The sequence below is a fragment of the Candidatus Poribacteria bacterium genome (assembly GCA_028820845.1).
GTDB lineage: Bacteria > Poribacteria > WGA-4E > WGA-4E > WGA-3G > WGA-3G.
Genome location: JAPPII010000040.1, coordinates 30,588 through 50,088 on the forward strand (window position 1 = coordinate 30,588; position 19,501 = coordinate 50,088).

21 protein-coding genes are annotated in these 19,501 nt (G+C 46.7%); all 21 read right to left on the minus strand.

Annotation, left to right across the window (positions count from 1 at the left end):
* Nucleotides 1–35: 35 nt before the first annotated feature.
* The 21 genes from OXN25_10005 to OXN25_10105 all read right to left on the minus strand — a co-directional run bounded on the left by OXN25_10005 (nucleotide 36) and on the right by OXN25_10105 (nucleotide 19,425).
* Entirely contained in the window at nucleotides 36–443 is a 408-nt protein-coding gene (locus tag OXN25_10005; protein ID MDE0425190.1) for a F0F1 ATP synthase subunit epsilon, read from the minus strand.
* 216 nt (nucleotides 444–659) lie between these two features.
* Complete coding sequence (atpD, locus tag OXN25_10010; protein ID MDE0425191.1) at nucleotides 660–2,066, minus strand: F0F1 ATP synthase subunit beta; 1,407 nt, start codon at nucleotides 2,064–2,066, stop codon at nucleotides 660–662.
* Nucleotides 2,067–2,185: 119 nt separating this feature from the next.
* Nucleotides 2,186–2,659, minus strand: a complete 474-nt coding sequence (locus OXN25_10015) for a DUF1992 domain-containing protein (GenBank protein MDE0425192.1) — start codon at nucleotides 2,657–2,659, stop codon at nucleotides 2,186–2,188.
* A gap of 41 nt (nucleotides 2,660–2,700) precedes the next feature.
* Complete coding sequence (atpG, locus tag OXN25_10020) at nucleotides 2,701–3,579, minus strand: ATP synthase F1 subunit gamma (protein ID MDE0425193.1); 879 nt, start codon at nucleotides 3,577–3,579, stop codon at nucleotides 2,701–2,703.
* A gap of 20 nt (nucleotides 3,580–3,599) precedes the next feature.
* Complete coding sequence (gene atpA / locus OXN25_10025) at nucleotides 3,600–5,123, minus strand: F0F1 ATP synthase subunit alpha (protein MDE0425194.1); 1,524 nt, start codon at nucleotides 5,121–5,123, stop codon at nucleotides 3,600–3,602.
* Nucleotides 5,124–5,279: 156 nt separating this feature from the next.
* Complete coding sequence (gene atpH / locus OXN25_10030) at nucleotides 5,280–5,822, minus strand: ATP synthase F1 subunit delta (protein MDE0425195.1); 543 nt, start codon at nucleotides 5,820–5,822, stop codon at nucleotides 5,280–5,282.
* Between the two features lie 165 nt (nucleotides 5,823–5,987).
* On the minus strand, nucleotides 5,988–6,596 hold the full coding sequence (atpF, locus tag OXN25_10035) for a F0F1 ATP synthase subunit B (protein ID MDE0425196.1): 609 nt from the start codon (nucleotides 6,594–6,596) through the stop codon (nucleotides 5,988–5,990).
* A 131-nt stretch (nucleotides 6,597–6,727) separates the two neighbouring features.
* A complete protein-coding gene (atpE, locus tag OXN25_10040; GenBank protein ID MDE0425197.1) occupies nucleotides 6,728–7,033 on the minus strand; it encodes an ATP synthase F0 subunit C in 306 nt (101 codons plus the stop codon).
* 51 nt (nucleotides 7,034–7,084) lie between these two features.
* Nucleotides 7,085–7,915 carry a F0F1 ATP synthase subunit A gene (gene atpB, locus OXN25_10045; GenBank protein ID MDE0425198.1) on the minus strand — a complete coding sequence of 277 codons (831 nt, stop codon included), beginning with the start codon at nucleotides 7,913–7,915 and terminating at the stop codon, nucleotides 7,085–7,087.
* A 74-nt stretch (nucleotides 7,916–7,989) separates the two neighbouring features.
* The gene (locus OXN25_10050; protein MDE0425199.1) at nucleotides 7,990–8,397 is read right to left on the minus strand and encodes an ATP synthase subunit I; all 408 of its coding nucleotides are present in this window, start codon (nucleotides 8,395–8,397) and stop codon (nucleotides 7,990–7,992) included.
* A 198-nt stretch (nucleotides 8,398–8,595) separates the two neighbouring features.
* On the minus strand, nucleotides 8,596–8,886 hold the full coding sequence (locus OXN25_10055; GenBank protein MDE0425200.1) for an AtpZ/AtpI family protein: 291 nt from the start codon (nucleotides 8,884–8,886) through the stop codon (nucleotides 8,596–8,598).
* A 168-nt stretch (nucleotides 8,887–9,054) separates the two neighbouring features.
* Nucleotides 9,055–9,855, minus strand: a complete 801-nt coding sequence (locus OXN25_10060) for a LamG domain-containing protein (protein ID MDE0425201.1) — start codon at nucleotides 9,853–9,855, stop codon at nucleotides 9,055–9,057.
* Between the two features lie 93 nt (nucleotides 9,856–9,948).
* Nucleotides 9,949–11,214, minus strand: a complete 1,266-nt coding sequence (locus tag OXN25_10065) for an ABC transporter permease (protein MDE0425202.1) — start codon at nucleotides 11,212–11,214, stop codon at nucleotides 9,949–9,951.
* A gap of 25 nt (nucleotides 11,215–11,239) precedes the next feature.
* Nucleotides 11,240–12,937, minus strand: coding sequence for an RNA polymerase sigma factor (locus OXN25_10070; GenBank protein MDE0425203.1), 1,698 nt, complete (start codon nucleotides 12,935–12,937; stop codon nucleotides 11,240–11,242).
* A gap of 264 nt (nucleotides 12,938–13,201) precedes the next feature.
* Nucleotides 13,202–13,543 carry an STAS domain-containing protein gene (locus tag OXN25_10075; protein ID MDE0425204.1) on the minus strand — a complete coding sequence of 114 codons (342 nt, stop codon included), beginning with the start codon at nucleotides 13,541–13,543 and terminating at the stop codon, nucleotides 13,202–13,204.
* Nucleotides 13,544–13,634: 91 nt separating this feature from the next.
* A complete protein-coding gene (locus OXN25_10080) occupies nucleotides 13,635–13,829 on the minus strand; it encodes a hypothetical protein (GenBank protein ID MDE0425205.1) in 195 nt (64 codons plus the stop codon).
* 433 nt (nucleotides 13,830–14,262) lie between these two features.
* Nucleotides 14,263–16,233 carry a DUF5916 domain-containing protein gene (locus OXN25_10085; protein ID MDE0425206.1) on the minus strand — a complete coding sequence of 657 codons (1,971 nt, stop codon included), beginning with the start codon at nucleotides 16,231–16,233 and terminating at the stop codon, nucleotides 14,263–14,265.
* Nucleotides 16,234–16,440: 207 nt separating this feature from the next.
* Nucleotides 16,441–17,646 carry a sigma-70 family RNA polymerase sigma factor gene (locus OXN25_10090; protein MDE0425207.1) on the minus strand — a complete coding sequence of 402 codons (1,206 nt, stop codon included), beginning with the start codon at nucleotides 17,644–17,646 and terminating at the stop codon, nucleotides 16,441–16,443.
* Between the two features lie 145 nt (nucleotides 17,647–17,791).
* The gene (locus OXN25_10095) at nucleotides 17,792–18,118 is read right to left on the minus strand and encodes a DUF5615 family PIN-like protein (protein MDE0425208.1); all 327 of its coding nucleotides are present in this window, start codon (nucleotides 18,116–18,118) and stop codon (nucleotides 17,792–17,794) included.
* 105 nt (nucleotides 18,119–18,223) lie between these two features.
* Nucleotides 18,224–18,442 (minus strand): DUF433 domain-containing protein, encoded by a 219-nt coding sequence (locus OXN25_10100; protein MDE0425209.1) that lies wholly within the window; start codon nucleotides 18,440–18,442, stop codon nucleotides 18,224–18,226.
* Nucleotides 18,443–18,612: 170 nt separating this feature from the next.
* Nucleotides 18,613–19,425, minus strand: a complete 813-nt coding sequence (locus OXN25_10105) for a DUF5694 domain-containing protein (protein MDE0425210.1) — start codon at nucleotides 19,423–19,425, stop codon at nucleotides 18,613–18,615.
* Between the last annotated feature and the right edge of the window lie 76 nt (nucleotides 19,426–19,501).

Sequence of the window (19,501 nt, forward strand, 5' to 3'; positions counted from 1 at the left end):
AAGAATTGAGACTACGAGATACCGTGAGTCAACATCTACAAATTATTCGCCACCTTAATGCGATTTTTCGCTCTCGCGAGTGCCGCCTCCGATTGTGGACGGTTCAGATCCGGCGCATTTGCCGCGAGTTCTGCTTGCGCACGCTCGCGGGCATTTTCGGCGCGCTCCACGTCAATCTCCGATGCCCACTCCGCCGTCTCTACCAGTGCTGTAACACCGGTACGCAGGACCTCAAAGACCCCTCCGCTTATTGCCATTAGCTGTGGCGTTTCCGATTCACGAATACGGATCTCGCCGATGTCTAATGCGGTCAGAAAAGGGAGATGACCCGCCAGAATCTCGAAATTACCCTCGACTCCCGGCGCACGAATACTCGTTACATCCCCTTCATAGATCAATTGCTCTGGTGTCCGTATCTCAATGTGAAAACTTCTATTTAGCATATTTTTAGTTATCTGCCTCTGAGCATCGTTCCACTTCGTTTCACGATGGTGTTTGGTGCATTCCAGCGCGACTGAAGAGATGTGCGATTCTGTAGAGGTAGGTTTTGGATCTACCTATCTCTATTTTTTACCTTTTATAACCCAGAGGGGTTAGAATTAACCGAAAATCACCGCGAAACGTAGTGGAGCGGGGCCCCAGATTTAATAGTTTAAAAATTAATCCGCTGCCTCTAATTCTTCGCTTTTCGCCTGTTCAAATGCCTCGTCGATAGTCCCGATATAGCGCAATGCCTGCTCAGGCAGCTCGTCGCAATCACCGTTTAGAATCGCTTGGCAGCCTTGGACGGTATCCTCAATCTTGACATATTTCCCCGGTATCCCCGTAAAACGTTCTGCGACGAACATCGGTTGCGTCAGGAACATCTCTATTTTTCTCGCTCTACTAACTACCAACTTCTGCTCATCCGACAACTCATCTACACCGAGGATGGCAATAATATCCTGAAGGCTTTGGTATTCCTGTAAGACTTGTTTGACGTTAAAGGCGGTCTGGTAGTGTTCATCACCGATAATATCCGCTGATAAGATACGCGAACTTGAGGTTAATGGATCAACAGCGGGATATCTTCCCTTTTGAGTAATGTTCCGTTCCAACCGCGTTACAGCGTCAAGGTGTGCGAATACAGACACAACGGCTGGATCTGTATAGTCGTCAGCCGGAACGTAGACCGCTTGGAATGAGGTAATCGAACCGTGTTGTGTTGAGGTGATACGTTCTTGGAGTTCACCCATTTCCGTTGCGAGCGTCGGTTGGTATCCGACAGCAGACGGCATCCGTCCGAGAAGTGCTGATACCTCACCCCCTGCGAGTGTAAAACGGAAGACGTTGTCAATAAAAATGAGAACATCTTGACCTTGTTGATCTCGGAAATATTCCGCCATCGACAAACCAGCGAGTCCAACGCGCAGACGAGCACCCGGTGGCTCGTTCATCTGCCCGAAGACCATCGCTGTTTTATCCATCACGCCGTATTCATCCATTTCAATCCAGAACTGGTTCCCTTCACGCGTCCGTTCACCCACACCACAGAAAACAGAGTAGCCCCCGTGTTGTGTGGCGATGTTGTAAATCAATTCAGCGACAAGAACTGTTTTACCAACACCAGCACCCCCAAAAAATCCAACCTTTCCACCCCGGACGACCGGTTGAATCAAATCAATAACTTTGATACCGGTTTCTAACATTTCCGTAACCGTACTGAGTTCTGCTTGCGGCGGCGGCGGTTTGTGAATTGAGTATCGTTCTGATTCACTTGTCGGACCCTTTTCATCGATCGGTTGACCTGTTACGTCAAACACTCTACCGAGTACCGCGTCACCGACGGGAACAGTAATAGGACCTCCGGTATCAATTGCGACTGTGCCACGCACTAAACCGTCTGTCGTGTCCATTGCCACAGCGCGCACCCGATGTTCTCCTAAATGCTGTTGTACCTCAAGTGTCAACTCGCTTCCGTCGTAACGTTGAACTTTAACAGCGTTTAGAATGTCTGGCAATGTGCCGCCTGAAAAATCTATGTCAACTCGTGCACCGACAACTTCTAAGATTTTCCCTTCGTTCATGAGATGTTCCTTTTTGTTCTAAGGTAGTTGACTGTTAATTGTTTCCAAATACTGGACGTATTCTTTAAATGCCTTTTGTTTCGTCGGAAATTTCCAAATCGTGTGTATCTCTATAGAGATTATAGACTCGGACAGTTTTCCTCGAAACGGTCGAGTGCCGTTTCTTTATTTGTCAATCCATATTGGCGATTTCGAGTCGGCATCAGGAGGTTTACGCGTTGAATCTTCTTATTCAGATTTTCGAGTTTCTCGCTGTATCGCGTAAGACCGCGGGCACGCTCGTATTCAAAACTCCGGCTGACCGCTTCATGCCGGTGTGGATGCTGCGCTATAAAAGTAGCTAACCGCTCTCGACGGGCTTTCAGATTTCTGAGGAGTCTCTCAAGTTGTGCCTTTTCCTGTTTAATCTCTTTCTCTAATTCAATCCAACGCGGCGCGAACCCGTTCTCTTTCAAAAGCCGATTCGCCATTCGGGCTTGTGGGGTCAGGAACGGGTTTGTATCCAACTTCAGCGGTTCACCTTTACCCGGCAAATCCTTGAATTCACCGCGTTCCATTGCCTTTTCGATCTGTTCACTGACATTAATCGGCATCTGGAACCTCCTTACAATAGCACGGCGTCTGCCTATTACCTTTAGCCTTCGAGTGCAGCTGCACCGCTTACAATCTCAGAAATTTCTGTCGTAATCTGAGTCTGACGCGCTCTGTTACGTTGAAGGATTAACTCGTCAATGAGTTCTTTTGCCTTTTGCGTAGCGTTTTCCATCGCTGCCATCCGTGCTGCTTGCTCCGCCGCATTCGAGTCCAGAAGCACTTTCCACATTTGCATGTTCAAATGTCTACTGAGCAACATTTCAAAGAGTTCCATTTGCCCCGGTTCATAAATATAATCTAAGAAAAGCGTGTCGCCTTCCGGGAACTCAGGAACTAACGGGAGAAGTTGTTCAACGAGCACTGTCTGAAGGATGGCGGATTTAAAGTTGTTGTAGATAACTTCAACTTTGTCGATTTTTTTCTCAACATAAAGGTGTTCAAATTCGTGAACAACATCAACAGCCGTCTGAAATTCGAGTTGGCGGAAAATGTTGGTGTACGCATCGGTGATATCATAACCGCGTCGGGCAAAATGTTCGTGTGTCCGTCTACCAATACAGATAAGCGTCACGTCTGCCCCACTCTCTTGGTAGTGCTGTGCCCGTTGTGTCGTTGTCCGAATGACGTTGCTATTGAAACTACCACATAACCCTCGGTCGCCAGAGACGGAAATAATACAGACCTGCTTCACTTCCCGTTCCTCCAGCAACGGATGCGTCAACGCTTCAGCCTCAGTGTCTACCCGTGATATCAGGTGTCCCAGAATCGTATCAAGTTTGTCTGCGTAAGGACGCGTCGCGTTAATGTTTTCTTGGGCACGACGCAGCCGTGCTGCAGCAACGACGCGCATCGCATCTGTGACTTGCTCAATATTCTGAATGCTCGCAATGCGTCGCCGAATCTCTCGTAAGGTTGCCATTTCTCCGTATTAACTCCAAATTATGAAGTAGCCCAGTTTTCTTTGAACGCTTTCACTGCATTGTGTAAGGTTTCAAGCAATTCATCACCCAACTCACCTGTTTCCGCAATTTCTGTGAGCAGGTCTGCGTGGTTCCTATCGAGATATTGCAGGAATTCGGATTCAAAGCGCGCGACTTCCTCTTCTGGAACATCGTCCAAGTAGCCGTTCGTCCCACAGAAAATAGCAGCGACTTCACGCTCCACAGGCATTGGTTCGTATTGCGGTTGCTTCAACACTTCAACGAGGCGCGCCCCGCGTAGCAGCAAAGATTGCGTTGAGGCATCTAAATCCGATCCAAATTGCGCAAAGGCTGCAACTTCGCGGTAACTCGCGAGACCTAATTTAAGAGTTCCTGCAACTTCGGCTGATTTCATGGCTGAGACTTGTGCATCTTTATCGACCCGTGAAACCGATGTACCGACATCAATTGCGGGTCTTACACCTTGGTTAAACAGATCTGTTGTAAGATATATCTGCCCGTCAGTAATAGAGATAACGTTCGTCGGGATGTAGGTCGTCAAATCACCTTCAAAGATTTCGATGATTGGCAATGCCGTGAGAGACCCACCACCCAATTCGTCGCTGAGTTTCGCTGCGCGTTCTAACAGACGTGAGTGTAAATAAAACACATCACCCGGGTATGCCTCCCTGCCTGGTGGTCTGCGTGAGAGTAGGGACATCTGGCGGTATGCCCACGCGTGTTTCGTCAGGTCATCATATATAATCAGAGCATGTTTTCCGTTATCCCTGAAGTATTCGCCCATCGCAGTCCCCGTATAAGGCGCGATGTATTGCAGCGGGGACGGTTCACTCGCAGGTGCGGAAACGATAGTCGTATATTCCATCGCGTTGTGCTCGCGGAGTGTACTCGCAACCTGTGCCAAAGTCGAGCCTTTTTGCCCAATGGCAACATAGATACAATAGACATCTGTGTTTCTCTGGCTCAGAATCGTGTCAAGTGCAATAGCCGTCTTACCCGTTCGACGATCACCGATGATAAGTTCACGCTGTCCGCGACCAATCGGTGTTAAACTATCAATGGCTTTTAAGCCTGTATAGAGCGGTTCACTGACCGGTTGGCGTTGAACGATACCGAGTCCTTTTTGCTCGACCGGCAGTCGATGTTCGGTTTCGATGGGACCCAAGCCGTCAATCGGTTGACCAAGCGCATCGACGATCCGTCCGAGAAGTGCTTCGCCGACAGGGACTTCCGGGAGCCGTCCGGTCCGTTTGGCAGTATCGCCTTCGTGGATAAGTTGGTCTTCACCGAACAAGACGCAACCAACGTTGTCTTCTTCGAGATTAAAAGCGATGCCGTAAATGTCGTTCGGGAATTCAATCATTTCACTTGCCATAGCGTTGGCAAGTCCATGCACCCGCGCGATGCCATCGCCTACCTCCAGAACTGTGCCGGAATCATAGACATCCACGTCCTGTTCAAACTGTTGCAATTGCTGTTTTAGGATATTTGATATTTCGTCCGGTCGGACTTCTCTTGCCATATTTTCAGTCCTCTGTGGGAGTCATAGTTGTCAATCTTCAGTTCTTGGTTTTCAGTTAAGAGGTTTCCTTGTAACAATCTATCTTCTCCTGAAGTACGCCAAGTAAATGTAAATTGTTGCGAACCCGTCTTTCAGCTGATAACTGACAACCGATAACTATGAACCTTGTGCAAGTTGGTGTCTCAGGCGTTGAAGTTGGGTCGCAACACTGGCATCAAAAACAGTGTCGTCTAATTGCACAATAAATCCGCCCTGAATTTCTGCGTCTATTGTACTTTCCAAGCGCACCTGTTTTCCCGAATACGCCCCTAAGTGTTGTATGAGTTGTGCCTCTTGTTCGGGTGTTAGTGCCACGGCTGTCGTCACTTTCGCGACAAGCCTGCCAGCAGCTTCGTCAACGATTGCTGAAAAGACATCCATTATCGCCGAGAGATAGCGTTCACGTTGCTTCAGGGCAAGTAGTTTGAGAAAGTTGATTGTCAGCGGATGTATCGCGTCGGTAAAAATCTGGTCAAACGTCTCGCTTTTGAATTGCGGAGACAGAATGGGGCTTGAAATTAATTGCACGAACTCCTCAGAGCCTTCAATCAACGCTTGCAGGCGATCTATATCTGCGACAATATCTGCCAAAGCGTTCTGTTCTAATGCTGCATCGTATAGGGCGCGGGCATAAGGTTTTGCAACCCGAATGTCTCTCATATTTCTAATTATGTCCCTCTGGACTGCCCTCCACTTCGTTTCGGGCAGGTTTCTGGTAAAGTTGCAGCTGGATTGAATTCGCTGAAGGCCTTGACAACCCAGGGACGGTTGGAATTAACCGAAAACCATCGTGAAACGTAGTGGAACGATGACCAGACTTAATAGTTAAGAAATTGGCAGCCTACTGATTGATGCGTCAATGATATGCTGATGCCGCTCCGCGCTGAGTTCCGCGCTTATGATTTTGCCGGCAGCATCAATCGCGAGTTCAGCAACAACGCCTCGCAGTTCTGAGATAGCATCGTCTTTTTCACGCTGAATCTCTGCCCTGGCTCTTGCGACTTCCTCTTCTGCTTCTTGCCGTGCTTGTGTAAGAATTTCTTGACGCTCAGTGTTTCCTTGTTCAATTGCAGCTTGGATTTTCGTTTGTGCTTCAGTCTCAATTTCGGCTAAACGTTGGCGTGTCTCTGCAGTGAGCCTGTCCAACTCTTCGCGATCCGTCCGCAATTGTTCCAACTGCGTAACGATTCCGGTTCTGCGCTCGTCTAAGAGGCCACCGACCTTTCCAAATACGAACTTCCACAGTACCGCCAGCACAACCAAAAAACCAATGACTTGGATGATAATCGTCTTCGGGTCAATCCCGAGCAGACTCAACAATCCACCATCAGCAGGCACATCAGCAGCGAACGCACTGTTGACACAGATGCTCGTCAGAATAACCGAGCATGCATAGAGGACACGGTTTGCAGTTCCTTGTTTGGTGTTTCGCATAAGTTTACTGTACTCTGTTTTTGAAATGATTATTAGTTGTCAGTTATCAGTTAAGGCGTGTGGATATGAAAAGCGTTTTACCTGCCACAAGCGATCAACTGAAAACTAACAACTGATAACTGATGTATTATTTAATTTTCGCCTCTGACATCTGTCGCGACTCGGTTCGCGTCTGCATCAATCATCTCTTTAAGCACTTCGCCTTCTGGGAGTTTTGCCTGCAAGATAAAGAACATTAAAAGCGCGTAGATAACGAGCGATTCGATGAGTGCCAAACCGATAATCATCGCAGTTTGAATTTGTGGCGCGGATTCGGGTTGACGTGCGATACCCTCAAGAGCCGTGCTGGTCGCACTTCCTTGTGCTCTTGAGGCGAAGATGACGGCGATCGGCAAGCCTAAAGTTACACCGAACGCCAACACTGCTAAATAAATCATGAAATGTCCTCCTTGGACGGATACGGGACAGTCTACACTTGTCCCACAGAATTAGTGATGCGCTTCATGCGCTTCGTCGCCGTGTTCTATGAACAGCACGATGTAGATAGATGTTAAAATGGTAAAAACGAATGCCTGCAGGAAGCCAGCAAACAACCCGAAGAACAGCATCGGCACTTGCACCGGAATAATCGGTATGGCATCTGCGATCAGCACAATCAGTCCGAGTTTTGTCAATTCAATAACGACTGCTTTTTCGCCAAAAATGTTTCCGAAAAGCCGGACAGCAAGTGAACCCGCACGCGATAACTGTGCAACAACTTCAAGTGGAAACATCAAGACCCCTAACCACGGCGGGTTACCCGCTAAATGTTTCAGATAACCGCCTATCCCGTTCTCTTTAATAGCGATAATTTGAACGCCTAATACAGCCGTTATACCGAGGGCAAGCGTTGTATTCAAATCTGCTGTTGGCGGTTGAAGCCCCGGAATAACGCCGAGATAGTTTAGGAAGAGAATGAAGATGAAGAAGGAGCCAACGAAGGGAACGTACTTTTTGCCGTGATCGCCTAAAATACCCCCGAAGAAATCCATGATACCCCCGACAAACACCTCTAAGAGGGTTTGTCCTTTCCCTTCAGGGATCCGTTTCAACTTTCGGGTGGCGAAAATAAAAAATAGTACTAAGACGAGAACAGCAAAGTATGTATTGGGAATTAAATCGGGCTGATGCCACCGAGTCGGTTCAGGGATCATTTCATCCGGTAAAAGCCGCGAAATCGGATAGAGCAAACTGCGGTGACCGTTGTCGGCTGCGAAACTTCCAGCGACTCCTGCCAAACTGAGTCCCACAACCAAGCAGATAAACGATAGTTTTTTCATGTTTTGTTGTTAGTATTTCTTAAATATAGCGGTCTTGGCACTTTTCAGTTCAAAGTCGATTTGTAAACGCTGCCTTACGACGGTTTGGAACCCTTATTGGAAAGAATAGACATCACCAAACCGATCGCCTTGATGATAATAGCACCTTGTACCAAAGCAATACCGCCTGCAAGCGCGTAAATGTTCATCCACTCCGTTTTAAATAGGAAATAGAGTATGCCACCCAACACTGTATATTTACCGAACGCAATGAAACCCAGTAAATACTTTGTGCGATTTGTTCTCCCAGGCTGGATAAGGCGTCGGACTACGAATTCGATTGACCAGAAGAGGCTAAGGCTGATAATGCTGCCGATAAGAAAACTGGGGAGTGCGGGACGTTTGAATCCTAACAACACTGCTCCAACGACTATGGTGAGACAGATTGTTAAGATATAGACTTGGCGGATAAATCGGTCGCCAACTTCCAAAACGGGCCCCATCTAAGTGACTCCTTTTTGACGCTCCCACAGCTAAAGCGGTGGGATTCTTGCTTCGTCGCAGTATGCCCGCCTGCCATACCCACCGAAGTGTTTGGCGTGATTTCGGGTCTTACTTCTGCTCCACAAGCGTTTAGACTCTCGGTATGCCCGACCGCGAGGGTTCTTTCGATTTACCTAAAGGATTGGGATTGTTAAGTATTATCCTTCAGAATTTTGCGTCTCTTCTGAGGTAGAGTGATCCTGTTTCTTTTGACCGTAAAGTCGCCGGTTCCAGCGCGCAACCGAACGAAACATTTCCATGAATCCAGCAGCAACCCCTATTCCGAAACCGATGTATGATCCAATTGCTGCGTTGCCTAATTTGCCACCGATCCACTTACCGCCAAAATAGCCAATGCAAATAGCGAGCGCAAGTGTTATACCAATGGAAGCGAGGTCAAACATCCCCACATTTTCATGTTTGAATGGGTCTAATTGACGTTTAAACATGACGGTTGCCCTCATAAAATGAAAATACGGTCAGAACAGACTTTCTCGCGAAGCAACGCTATATATTATAACACGCGAATTATGAGAATGCAAAAAAAAACACGAAAACAGTAAAAAGGCAAGAACGGTGTGTTCTTGCCTTTAACAATGCGTTTACGTACAGCCCCGTTATCGCTTGATATGTGCCCATGTCGTGGCGAGTTTGTCGGCAGGAGAGACATCAAACGCCTCTTCCAATCCATCCTCCATAATCTGTGTAATCTCATCCTCACTGAGAACTACATTAAAGATAGCAACATCATCAATGATGCCCCTGAAGTGACCGGCATAACCGAAACCGATGAGCAAATTAAGGTTGCTGGGGCTGGAATCTCCACACGGGTGTGCCCCACATTTCGCCCATTTATCCTCGGCAGTAACTTCACCGTCTTTGTACATCTTGTATTCACGGTCGTCAACATTTCTCGTCTCGGCGACATGAATCCATTCGTCATCTACGAAAGTCCCAGCGACCGGTCTTCTAACCTCTACATACGGCTGACAATTCGCACCACAATCACCCCAATAAAAACTCAATCGACCGTCTGGTTCCAATGTCAAGCAACCTTCGCCGCCATAAGACTTGCAAACTAAGTTTTGGCGACCGGCACTGACGCTTTCAGGTTTAACCCAGAAAACGATTGTCACATTCCCATCGAATTGGAGCGATTCATCGTTTCCCATATCCACAAAAGATGAGCCGTCGAATTCAAGTGCCTTACCGAATTTGCCATCTACCCATTTGGGTTTATTCTTGAGCTCGCCATCATTTCCGTTTTCTGAACTATCTTTGGTCGTATCTCCTTTACCTTCATCAAATTTCCATATACCCACAATGGTATCAGGGTCTAATATCGCATAGCTTGAAACAGCTAACGTCCCTACAATAAATAGGACGAGCGCGCTGATTGATAACGCTCTGGTTTTCATTTGGTTACTCCTCCTTAGTTAATAATTGTAGGGATGATAGCAGATTTAGTAAAAGCGGTCAAGAAAAGATTTCTCCGTCTACCTTTATAAATATTAATCTTCAGTTCGGAGTGCGTCAGTAGGTGAAAACCGTGCCGCACGCATTGCAGGATAGACCCCAAAACCTACACCCATGACGATTGAGAAGATAACAGAGGTGAGTATCCACGGTAAGGATAACACGACGGGCCACGCATCCACAACTGGCACGATCCGCACCGCGAGCCGTGCCATCCCATGCGCCGCCACCCAACCACCTGCGATGCCCAGCACCCCGCCGCAGAGACAGAGACAAATGGATTCTGTCAAGAACTGATAGAAGATATCTACCCGTTTCGCACCGACCGATTTCCGCAAACCTATCTCCCGTGTCTTTTCGCCGACAGAAACGAGGCAGATATTCATGATGCCGACACCGCTGACGAACAGCGAGAAACCTGCAAGGCTCCCTAACGTGATTTTCATCACTTTTTGAATGTGGAAAAGTCGTCGAGCCGTCAGTTTCGCTATCCAAACCCCGATAAACTCATCTTTCCCTCGGTGTCTTTTACGCAGCGTGTTTTTAACCGAATCAATAATACTATCAATTTCTGCACCTTTTCTAAAAAAGACGAGCAGATAGTCAACATAACGAAAGCCTTTTACCCGTTGTTGATAGGTTGTCAACGGCACAGAAATCGCATCATCTAAAGAATACGCGTCGCTGAGGCTCATGCCTTTTGTTGCCATCACTCCGATAACCCGTAACCTGATCTGCGATTGCCGCCAATGATACCGAAGTTTCACCTCTTGTCCGATGGGCGATGCCTCACCAAAAAGCTCTCTGGCAGTGTTAGCGCCGAGGACACAGACCTGCTTTGCGTTTTCGATATCGCTGTCGGAGAGGAATCTACCGGCGTGAACTTCCCAACCCATGCCGGGAGCGTAGTCTGCTGTAATACCTTCTAAACGTGCTTTCGCCTGATACCCGTTTCGGTTGCTAACAAAGGTGTTGAAGTCTTCTACTTTAGGCAAGACGTACAGTACATCGGGGCATTCTGCCTCAACTGCAGAGGCATCCTCAAGGGTATATCGTTCTGTAGTGCGCCGGACGAGCCGCGGTCCCTTCCAAATAGAAGTCCGTGTCCAAAATGCAATCTGATTGGCACCGCCCATCATTTCAAGGTTTTGAGCGATGATAAGTTTCCCGCCATCGCCGATAGCGATCATGCACAGTACACCTGCAATCCCGATGAAGATGCCGAGAATGGACAATCCTGCCCGGAGTCTATTTTGCACCAGGGGCTTTACACCCACCGTGATAGCATCACGAAAGTTCATAAGGATCACCCGAATTAGTGTTGCCTTATTTCTGTCCCAGAGCCTTCAGAAACGCTTCATCATCCTTTACATCTGAAAATTCAGGGGTCTCAAGGAAAGTCGGATAGTATGTATCCCGATTATAGGGAGTTACCACATAATAGTCCTGAGCGATTTTTAAATGATGTAAAGTCTTCTCTCGATCCTTCTCAGAAGCCCAGGTACTCACAGCAAGTTGGAAGTGCCCGTAATGGTTGCTATCTTCCAAATCAATGGCGATCTGTAGGAACCGTTTCGCCTCGTCATACTTCTTCAACCACAACAGACAACAACCGACATCGTGAGCAAACCACCAAAGATGGTCAAGATTTACAGGTTGACCTGCATCCCGTTTCTTCAACTCTCCTTCCAGATACGCATTCACTTCCGTAAAGACTTGATCGAAACGATCCCAATCTTCCTGTCTACCGTAGACGAGGAGTCGATTTTCTTTTGCGATCAACCAGAATTGAAAATAGTGCTCCGAACTGAGATCGTTGTTAGCACGTTCTAACTTTTCTATTTCAAGGAGTGCTTCATCAAACCGGTTGTTGCCCCGTAAGACATCTGCTCCGACTTGCAGGAACTCGCCACGACTGTAGTAACTCACTTCAGGGCTTTCCAAACGTTCAGAGGCTTCATTATAAAGTTGAATCCAGTCATCAATACGACCTTCCGCCGTCCAACAATTATGCACACTCAGCTTAACAGCCTCCAACACATATTTATCTGACAAGTGCCGGCACGTCCAACGGTAAAGCAGAGAGTGTTCTTCAGCGGTTTCTCGATTTCTCCCAAGAAAAGCGAGACTATCGATTAACTCATTATGTGCCCAGAAACGCTCGGTATTATCCAGCGTATCATTCATATACCTACGGAGTAGAGATAGCCGTTTTTCCATGCCAAGTTTGCCCATATACGGGTATATCTCATCGACGGCAAGATGCACCAATTCGGGCGTAATTTCACCCTTAAGCGCAGCTTCAATCTCGTTGCAGGCTTCTGTAAGAATGGCCGCTCTTGATGCAGGATCAGATTTCACATTTTCCATGAATGCATTGAACCTGCTGCGAATTTCTTCTAATTGACTCATGATGTTCTCCTTGATATTATCTGATAGTTCTAAATGGCCAAAGAATTCTTGATTCAAGAATTCTGGATCTGTTTGCAGACGCTTTCGCGCTCGCTGGAGTCGACTCGTAATTGTGTTCACCGACACGCCCATGAATCTGCCGATCTCCTTCGTTGACATTTCGTCAAGATAGAAGAGTGTTACAACGGCGCGTTCATTCTCAGGCAGTTTTTCCAAAAGTCTTTTCACAAGTTCATGGTAACGCTCGGTTCTCTCTGTCATCCGCTGTTCCGATATGTGATGGGTGTAGGAGGATTTCTCGATTTCTTCAATAGGTGTGTCCTCCAGGGACTGCATTCCAGACTTTTGGGTTCGCATCCAATCAATGCAAAGCCGATTTGCGATGACATGGAGCCATCCCGCAAATTGAGTGGGATTCTTGAGGGTCGAAAGTTTGTTATATGCCCTCAGGAAGGTATCTTGCATAATATCTTCCGCATAGTGAAAATCTTGGGTCTTCCGCCATGCCAGGGCATGCACACTCTTTTGGTACTTTTCGACCAAGATACCAAACGCAGTGTCATCGCCTGATAGGATTTTATGGATCAGCTGAACATCGTCTTCTCTTTCCACGAAACTTCCTCCTCACGAACAGATTGAATCATATATGCCTTCGCCGAGAGATTTAATCAAACGCCGAGTGTTGTAAAATTAGGCCGTTCGGTTCGATTTACACACTCTATTATTAAAGACGAAAGTTTGATGAGAAAACGTGCATCATGGACAAAAAATTAAAAAACTGTATTTTTTAGAGGTTATTTTGTGAGTGTCAGGCAACAAAAAAGGGAACCGGTAAAAAAACCAGTTCCCTGTGGATATTCTACTGGACTTCGGCAGCTAAGCTGACAATCCAGCAACAGCAGCGTCCTCACTGTCGAAATGTTCAAACACATTAACCAAACGACTCAGAACAATGAGATTTTTGATATGTTTCCCGACATTGATGACCCCCACGCGTCCTTGTTTTCGTGACGCAGCAGCGTATGCCTCCATCAAGGTGCCAAGACCTGAACTATCGATCCGATTGACCTGCTCAAAATTGATGAGGATACGTGGGGTATCAGAAGCCTCTATTTGTGGCAAGATAACTTCCCGTAAGTCTGATACGGAACGTCCGCCCACCTTTCCAGTGGGTTTCAAAATCGAGATGCCATTTTGCTGGCGAATTTGCGTTTTCATTTTTTTCTCCTTTTTTTATTTTGAAATTTGTCACTGTTAATTATTTTTAGGATGTGTTGACTTAACCCGAATTCTATTAAAAAACCTCTTTTTATCTCAAATCCAAGTCGGTGTCCGTTTTGAGGCGTTTGTAGGATGTTTCAAAAGACGCTCCCCAAGGTTTCTCCTCTGTGTGAGGGTCGCGCGGTTCAGCAGACACGACAGTCTCATCGTAGCCGAAAGCGAGGTAACCGATGCCGAAGAGCAACAAACAGACGAGGATTAGATTAATCATTAGGAAGCGCATTTTTTTCTCCTTATTAGAATAGGACTTGCATTTGAATTTGCAAGTGGCAATTTTGCTAAAATTTTACATCCGTTGATTTAAGTGACGCACCTTAGATGTCGAAAGGTTGCATTATTTTGAAAAAGGGTGTTGAAACCAAATGAACCCAATTTGAGAGAATGGAGAGATAGAAGATACATTCTCCGAACCTCTCAACCCTTGCGTTTTCCCTTTCGCTTATATAGAGTTCGTTCAGATAAAAAAGATAGTAAAAAATTTATCAAAGGCATTTATCTTTTTTTATGTTTCAACTCCGCTCTTTTGGCGCAGCTTGCAAACCAAAACTTGCTATTAATAAAGTGAGGTTGTCGTTACTACAAATGAGTTCCAAAACAGTTGCATTTTTTTCATAAAATGCCCTATGGAAGATTAGGTGGTGGGAATATTAAAGAATCTAAAATGCGCGGATTACCTTGGCAACGAAACGCTGTTTAAATTCCTGGGCGTTTGGGTCACCGAGGATGATGAAAAAGTCGGTGCCAGCATAACCCGAACGACGCAGTGCAAAGTAAATATTAACGCCCTCTGCCTGCCATATTAACCGGCTCCCAAGGCTAAGAGCCGGACTGAAGTCATAGGTGAGTGTTAAAATCTGTTGATAGCGTGTCTCGAAATGCCATTGGATTTGCGAGGACAACCCCACAGTGAAGTTATAGGCACGGAGATTCAGATTTCCGCTGATGCGCTGAATCGTTTCGCCTGCCTGTTCACCCCAATTGTAGGTAATACCGACATTATTGAATCTATCAGAAGCACGCGCACGTAATCCGATGCTGAAAACACTATCGCTGAATTCTTCAAATTGCCCACCCTTCCAGCCAGCGGCGAGCGCGTAGTCACTATGTGTTAGGATCAGTGAAGATATGGACAGATCACGCCGAAAGACCTCGCCTTCGTAAGTATTAGAAATCTCGCTTTGGATAGAAGCGAATACTCTACGGAAGAATCCTTCACGCCACTCGTTACGGAAATAACTCCCTAAACTTACACCGCGATAACCCGTAAATGGATGGTATCCGAGTCGATTGACGAAATCTGAATCCGCAAAAAATACGGATAAATATGGCTGAACGAGTTGCCCTTGGTGGATTACATTGGTGTACCCGTTCCTTCCGGTCGATTCGTCTGCCCAGCTTTGGGCGAAGCCAGACCGTACTGAAAACTTGTCAAATCTTACATCGCCTGACAAGTAACCTACATTGTTCGCTGCGGTGTCACGGTGATGATTTGAAAGGAACGCTGCTCTGATATTGGATGTTGTTGTTAGCGATTGTGAAGCTTGCAGGATAACGTTTTGATTGTTTCGGTGATATGTGCCAAGGGTGCCAACCGAAGTTTTTTTGCCAATCTTTCCAAAGACTTTAAGCCCGCCATCCATATCCATTATTCGCCGCGAATGGAAAAAACTGCCGAGGCGATAGACATTGCCGCCTTCCGAAAAGAAAGGTCTCCGATCCGCAACGAAGCGTTCACCATAAGAAAAATCAATACCCTCCACGGCTTGTTCAATGTTGTCAAAATCAGGGTTTGCTGTGCCGATGAGTCGCAGTTGTGGCGTAACTTCATAGCGGAGGTCGGCTCCCGCGCGGGCGGTATACGCGCGTTCATCGGTTTCCGTTTCACTAATACCCCCAATTAGATAGGGTAATAACTTAAGTTCACGTTTCCGAGGCGGCGGAAGTACGTCAATCCAGTGTCCATCGTTTTCCCTAAACTCATTGACCCCCAAATTACACCACCATGAACGCTCCCCAGTGCGTTGTTGGAATCTATCGACATTGATACCCATCCGAACGGGTTGAGTTGTGTCTGGATAATCAAGCATCTGCCACGGGATCTCCATCTCCACGATCCAGCCATCTTCTACAATCTGTGCAGCGGCTTTCCACAACCCGATCCATTCGCTTTTCTCCGCACGTCCAGTGGCAAGATGGGCGTATTTTGTGCCGAGCGGATTTACAATAAAGAAATTTCTGTCGGAAAACTGATGTGTATGAAACGGGTCGAGACTGAAGGAGACCCAGTCTTCTCCACGGATGCGCGTCTGGTCCTTCGTCTGGCGCGCCACAATTTTAGCGGGCATATCGTCGTAGAGATGAAGTCCGACATAGATGGCTGTGTCCGTATAAACGACCCGACCCACCGATTGGTTCCTTGCCGGTTTTTCGGTGCGTTCGTCGGTGAAACCGGTAGCTTGCGGTGCATCTTGCCAGCAAGTATCGTTGAGAACACCATCAAGGGTGGGTGGCTGCTCTGTTCTTAGGGCAGTGAGTTCTTTTTTTACCGTCATGTCGCTTAAGGCAATTCTTGGTTGAGAACCTATCGTGAATACCAAAACTGCAATCATTAACAAATTTATTTTCATGCGCTTCCTCTAAGGCTACTAATCTTTTTTCTCACGACTTACGCAATTCCGTGGTAGGTGCGGTTTCCCAACCGCACCGATCGCGTGATAAATAGCGGAATCTGCTATAAATCGAATCGCATTTTATAAAAATTGATAGCGAAACCCAACTTCCGATAATTTTTGGCGTGTTGGGTTTCGCTCCCTGTATCTGCACCGATGTCAGTGTTAATGCCGCGCCGTGCTGGCATAAAATTCCGAGATGCTTTCAACGCCGCGAAGAAGTGCTTCATCACTCAAGCGAAACGCCTCGCGTATTTTCAGTTTTTGCTTGTTTTCTATCGAATCAAGCAATCGTTGATTTAGTACGACATGGACGGTGTCCGCATTTTCTCGAAATTCCTGCAGTCCCTGTTCTGCTTTTTCGGCGCGACGTTCACCTTCAAAATTGAAGGGACACGTCACAACGCCTACTGCTAAAGCCCCTTGGTTTCGAGCGAGCGAGGCAATCAGCGGCGCAGCCCCTGCACCCGTTCCCCCGCCCATACCCGCTATAATAAAAACGAGGTCGGCATCTGCAACGATGGAATGAAGTTTCTCGCGATCCTCCTCAGCAGCCTTTTTACCCATCTCTGGATCCGCTCCGCAATATCCTGGCGTGCTGTTCATACCGATCCGCACAGGTGTTGCGTCATTGTGTTTGTCAAGTGCTTCCTTGACTACGTCCACAGCGTAAAAGTCAACATCTGTCAAACCTGCTTCAATCATCCATTTGACAGCGTTTCCGCCTGCACCGCCAACACCCACAACCTTGATTTTGTGTCGGAGACGCTTGGATTCTTCACGTCTATATGACATAGTTCTCCCTCTTTCAGATTCGACACCGAACTCCTTGCGCAGGAGTTCACGGGTCTGTCTTAATTTGGTCTTGATTGTCCCTATCGCCAATCCAAGTTCAGCGTGGATCTCTTTGATATTCCACGATTCCAGATAGTATAGCACAGCAACACTGCGTACTTTATCTGGTAGGTGATGCACGACTTCTCTAACATCTTCGAGAAGTTCTGTTTCTCGGAAACGTGCAACCGCATTCTGATCAATATAATTAGTTAAGTCAGGGTGCGGAATTTCACTTCTCGAATGATGCCCGGAAGTGTAGTATCTCTTACAAGCGTTGTAAGCGATACGCTGCAACCAGCCACCAAAACTTTCGGTGCGCCGCAGTCCGCCGATATTTTCCCAGACGGCTCTCCAGATGTCCATGAGGATTTCTTCAGCGTCCCGGCGTTGTCTCGAATTCGCGATAATAACTTTCTCTATGCGCGGACTATAACGCGACATCAGTTCTGTAAACGCCAACTCATCACCGGCTTGTGTAAGCCGAATGAGGTCTTCATCTGTCAGATTGATGTATGTTAATAGATCGTATCGCATAGGCATTTCCCAATTGGGTTTTGAATTAAAGAGGGAGATTTTTCGGTAAGTGGTTTAAAAAAAGCAAGAAATTGCATTTTGAGGTAGAGCAGGTTTCTCAGAAACCTCTTGTGTAAGAAATGAGGGAACAAGCATCTGGGGAACTTTAACTGACTGTTACGTGAATGATGTTTCGGGGTTGGATTTTTCTTAACACTGCATTGACTTGCAACATAGCAGGTTGGATGTCTTGAAGCCGATTGCTTCTGGCGGAGATGAGAATGACACCGATCGCGTATTTGCGGAAGTTCTGCTGATGTTCGATACCTTTGTCCATTGTCACCAGTGCGTCAAATGCTGCTGCGGCTTGCTCAAGGAGTTCGCCATTTCGCATCCCTTTCCACCCTTGCCGAGAAACCGTCGTAACTTGAAAATCAGCATCAAAATATCGGACCAATCGCCAGTCTAAGTTTTCATCAAGTAGAACGCGCATGTTATTTTGAATCTCTGAATGTTGTTGGCTCGTTGCGATCCTTATAGCATTGTGGGCTCACAAATGCGTAAACCTTGGAACAACACAGCACAACGCGAATCGATCTTATTGTGGGTGTGATCCAATTGCTTGGGTCAGCGCGAGTTCTAAAAAAGCGATTGCTTGTTCCCGAGAGACAGAAGGGAATCCTTCAAGAAAATAGTCGAGACTCTCACCAGCTTTTAGGTGATCAATGAGTGTCTTTACGGGAACACGGGTGCCGGTAAACACGGGCGTCCCTCCATGAATCTCAGGATCCTGATTTATCACTTGCTCTGGTTTCATTTTTAGGGTCCTCCTTGTTATTTTTTGCAGATAAATCTTTGATCTACCTGAGTTACTACCTTGTGGCGACCTATTAAGTTGTGCTTGCTTTAGTCTCAAGCGTCAGGGGCATCTTTATCCAAAAACTTTGGTAAATTATACCATTTTCCGCAGCGAGGATGCCAATCAAATCAATCTTCACGAACTTCATCCTCTGCCTTTAAGTACTTCAGAGGACTTTCGACGATATAATCCCCCGACTCCTCAAGAAACTGCTGCACCAGATAGACATGTCCGACACCGATAATCAGTAGAATGCGATCATCGGTAGACTCCGTGATGCGCGTCAGATTCACAAAGATTTTGAGATTCCGGACATACCAAATATGGGCGAGCCAATTCACCCCTGGATATTCGTCTCCTAACCCAACACGTGCATCATGTAAATATGCTCGCTGACTTGCCCGGCTCCATGCTGGCTGATTGAGACGTATAAGCATGTCAATTATTGGCTCATATTTCTCCGGTTCAATCCAGACTGTTCCATCCTCATCCACTATAACTTTTCCTGGATCTCTGGGATGGGATCCGAAGAGGTGTTCCTGATTGTGTTTCTTTGCAAAGTCAATCGTGTTTATCAAATTACTATCAATACCGCCTCTAAAGATTGGATTGTCTTTACTGCTTCGGAAATAATCCACGCAGTATATCTTTGAATGTCCCAGCTGTTTTGCTAACCGAAAGCCAATCTGGTGCCCTTCGTTGCGTTTAAGTTGATATGTTCCATTCAGATAACCTTGGTAATCTGCATTGATTTCAGCATCCCGTGAGAAATCCACTTCCATTGCTATCTTGGTAGGACTAAACGCCTTGAGTTGTTTGATTAATTGCTTAATCTCACGTTGACGTTTGGGCGCGAGGACATCATCCATTTTAGTATTGATACCATCCATTCCCGGATTCGATAAGTGTGTAGTACCAAGAATCATAATTGTCGGTTTCATTCGAGTGTCTCCTCCTTAACAATACTACGTAGTGTTTACATTTTGTTAGCAGTGATCAATATAGCTGCGAAATAAA

Coding starts and splice junctions, on each gene's coding strand:
- OXN25_10005 (MDE0425190.1), bottom strand. CDS start 443: ATGCTAAATAGAAGTTTTCACATTGAGATACGGACACCAGAGCAATTG.
- atpD (MDE0425191.1), bottom strand. CDS start 2,066: ATGAACGAAGGGAAAATCTTAGAAGTTGTCGGTGCACGAGTTGACATA.
- OXN25_10015 (MDE0425192.1), bottom strand. CDS start 2,659: ATGCCGATTAATGTCAGTGAACAGATCGAAAAGGCAATGGAACGCGGT.
- atpG (MDE0425193.1), bottom strand. CDS start 3,579: ATGGCAACCTTACGAGAGATTCGGCGACGCATTGCGAGCATTCAGAAT.
- atpA (MDE0425194.1), bottom strand. CDS start 5,123: ATGGCAAGAGAAGTCCGACCGGACGAAATATCAAATATCCTAAAACAG.
- atpH (MDE0425195.1), bottom strand. CDS start 5,822: ATGAGAGACATTCGGGTTGCAAAACCTTATGCCCGCGCCCTATACGAT.
- atpF (MDE0425196.1), bottom strand. CDS start 6,596: ATGCGAAACACCAAACAAGGAACTGCAAACCGTGTCCTCTATGCATGC.
- atpE (MDE0425197.1), bottom strand. CDS start 7,033: ATGATTTATTTAGCAGTGTTGGCGTTCGGTGTAACTTTAGGCTTGCCG.
- atpB (MDE0425198.1), bottom strand. CDS start 7,915: ATGAAAAAACTATCGTTTATCTGCTTGGTTGTGGGACTCAGTTTGGCA.
- OXN25_10050 (MDE0425199.1), bottom strand. CDS start 8,397: ATGGGGCCCGTTTTGGAAGTTGGCGACCGATTTATCCGCCAAGTCTAT.
- OXN25_10055 (MDE0425200.1), bottom strand. CDS start 8,886: ATGTTTAAACGTCAATTAGACCCATTCAAACATGAAAATGTGGGGATG.
- OXN25_10060 (MDE0425201.1), bottom strand. CDS start 9,855: ATGAAAACCAGAGCGTTATCAATCAGCGCGCTCGTCCTATTTATTGTA.
- OXN25_10065 (MDE0425202.1), bottom strand. CDS start 11,214: ATGAACTTTCGTGATGCTATCACGGTGGGTGTAAAGCCCCTGGTGCAA.
- OXN25_10075 (MDE0425204.1), bottom strand. CDS start 13,543: ATGAAAACGCAAATTCGCCAGCAAAATGGCATCTCGATTTTGAAACCC.
- OXN25_10080 (MDE0425205.1), bottom strand. CDS start 13,829: ATGCGCTTCCTAATGATTAATCTAATCCTCGTCTGTTTGTTGCTCTTC.
- OXN25_10085 (MDE0425206.1), bottom strand. CDS start 16,233: ATGAAAATAAATTTGTTAATGATTGCAGTTTTGGTATTCACGATAGGT.
- OXN25_10090 (MDE0425207.1), bottom strand. CDS start 17,646: ATGCGATACGATCTATTAACATACATCAATCTGACAGATGAAGACCTC.
- OXN25_10095 (MDE0425208.1), bottom strand. CDS start 18,118: ATGCGCGTTCTACTTGATGAAAACTTAGACTGGCGATTGGTCCGATAT.
- OXN25_10100 (MDE0425209.1), bottom strand. CDS start 18,442: ATGAAACCAGAGCAAGTGATAAATCAGGATCCTGAGATTCATGGAGGG.
- OXN25_10105 (MDE0425210.1), bottom strand. CDS start 19,425: ATGAAACCGACAATTATGATTCTTGGTACTACACACTTATCGAATCCG.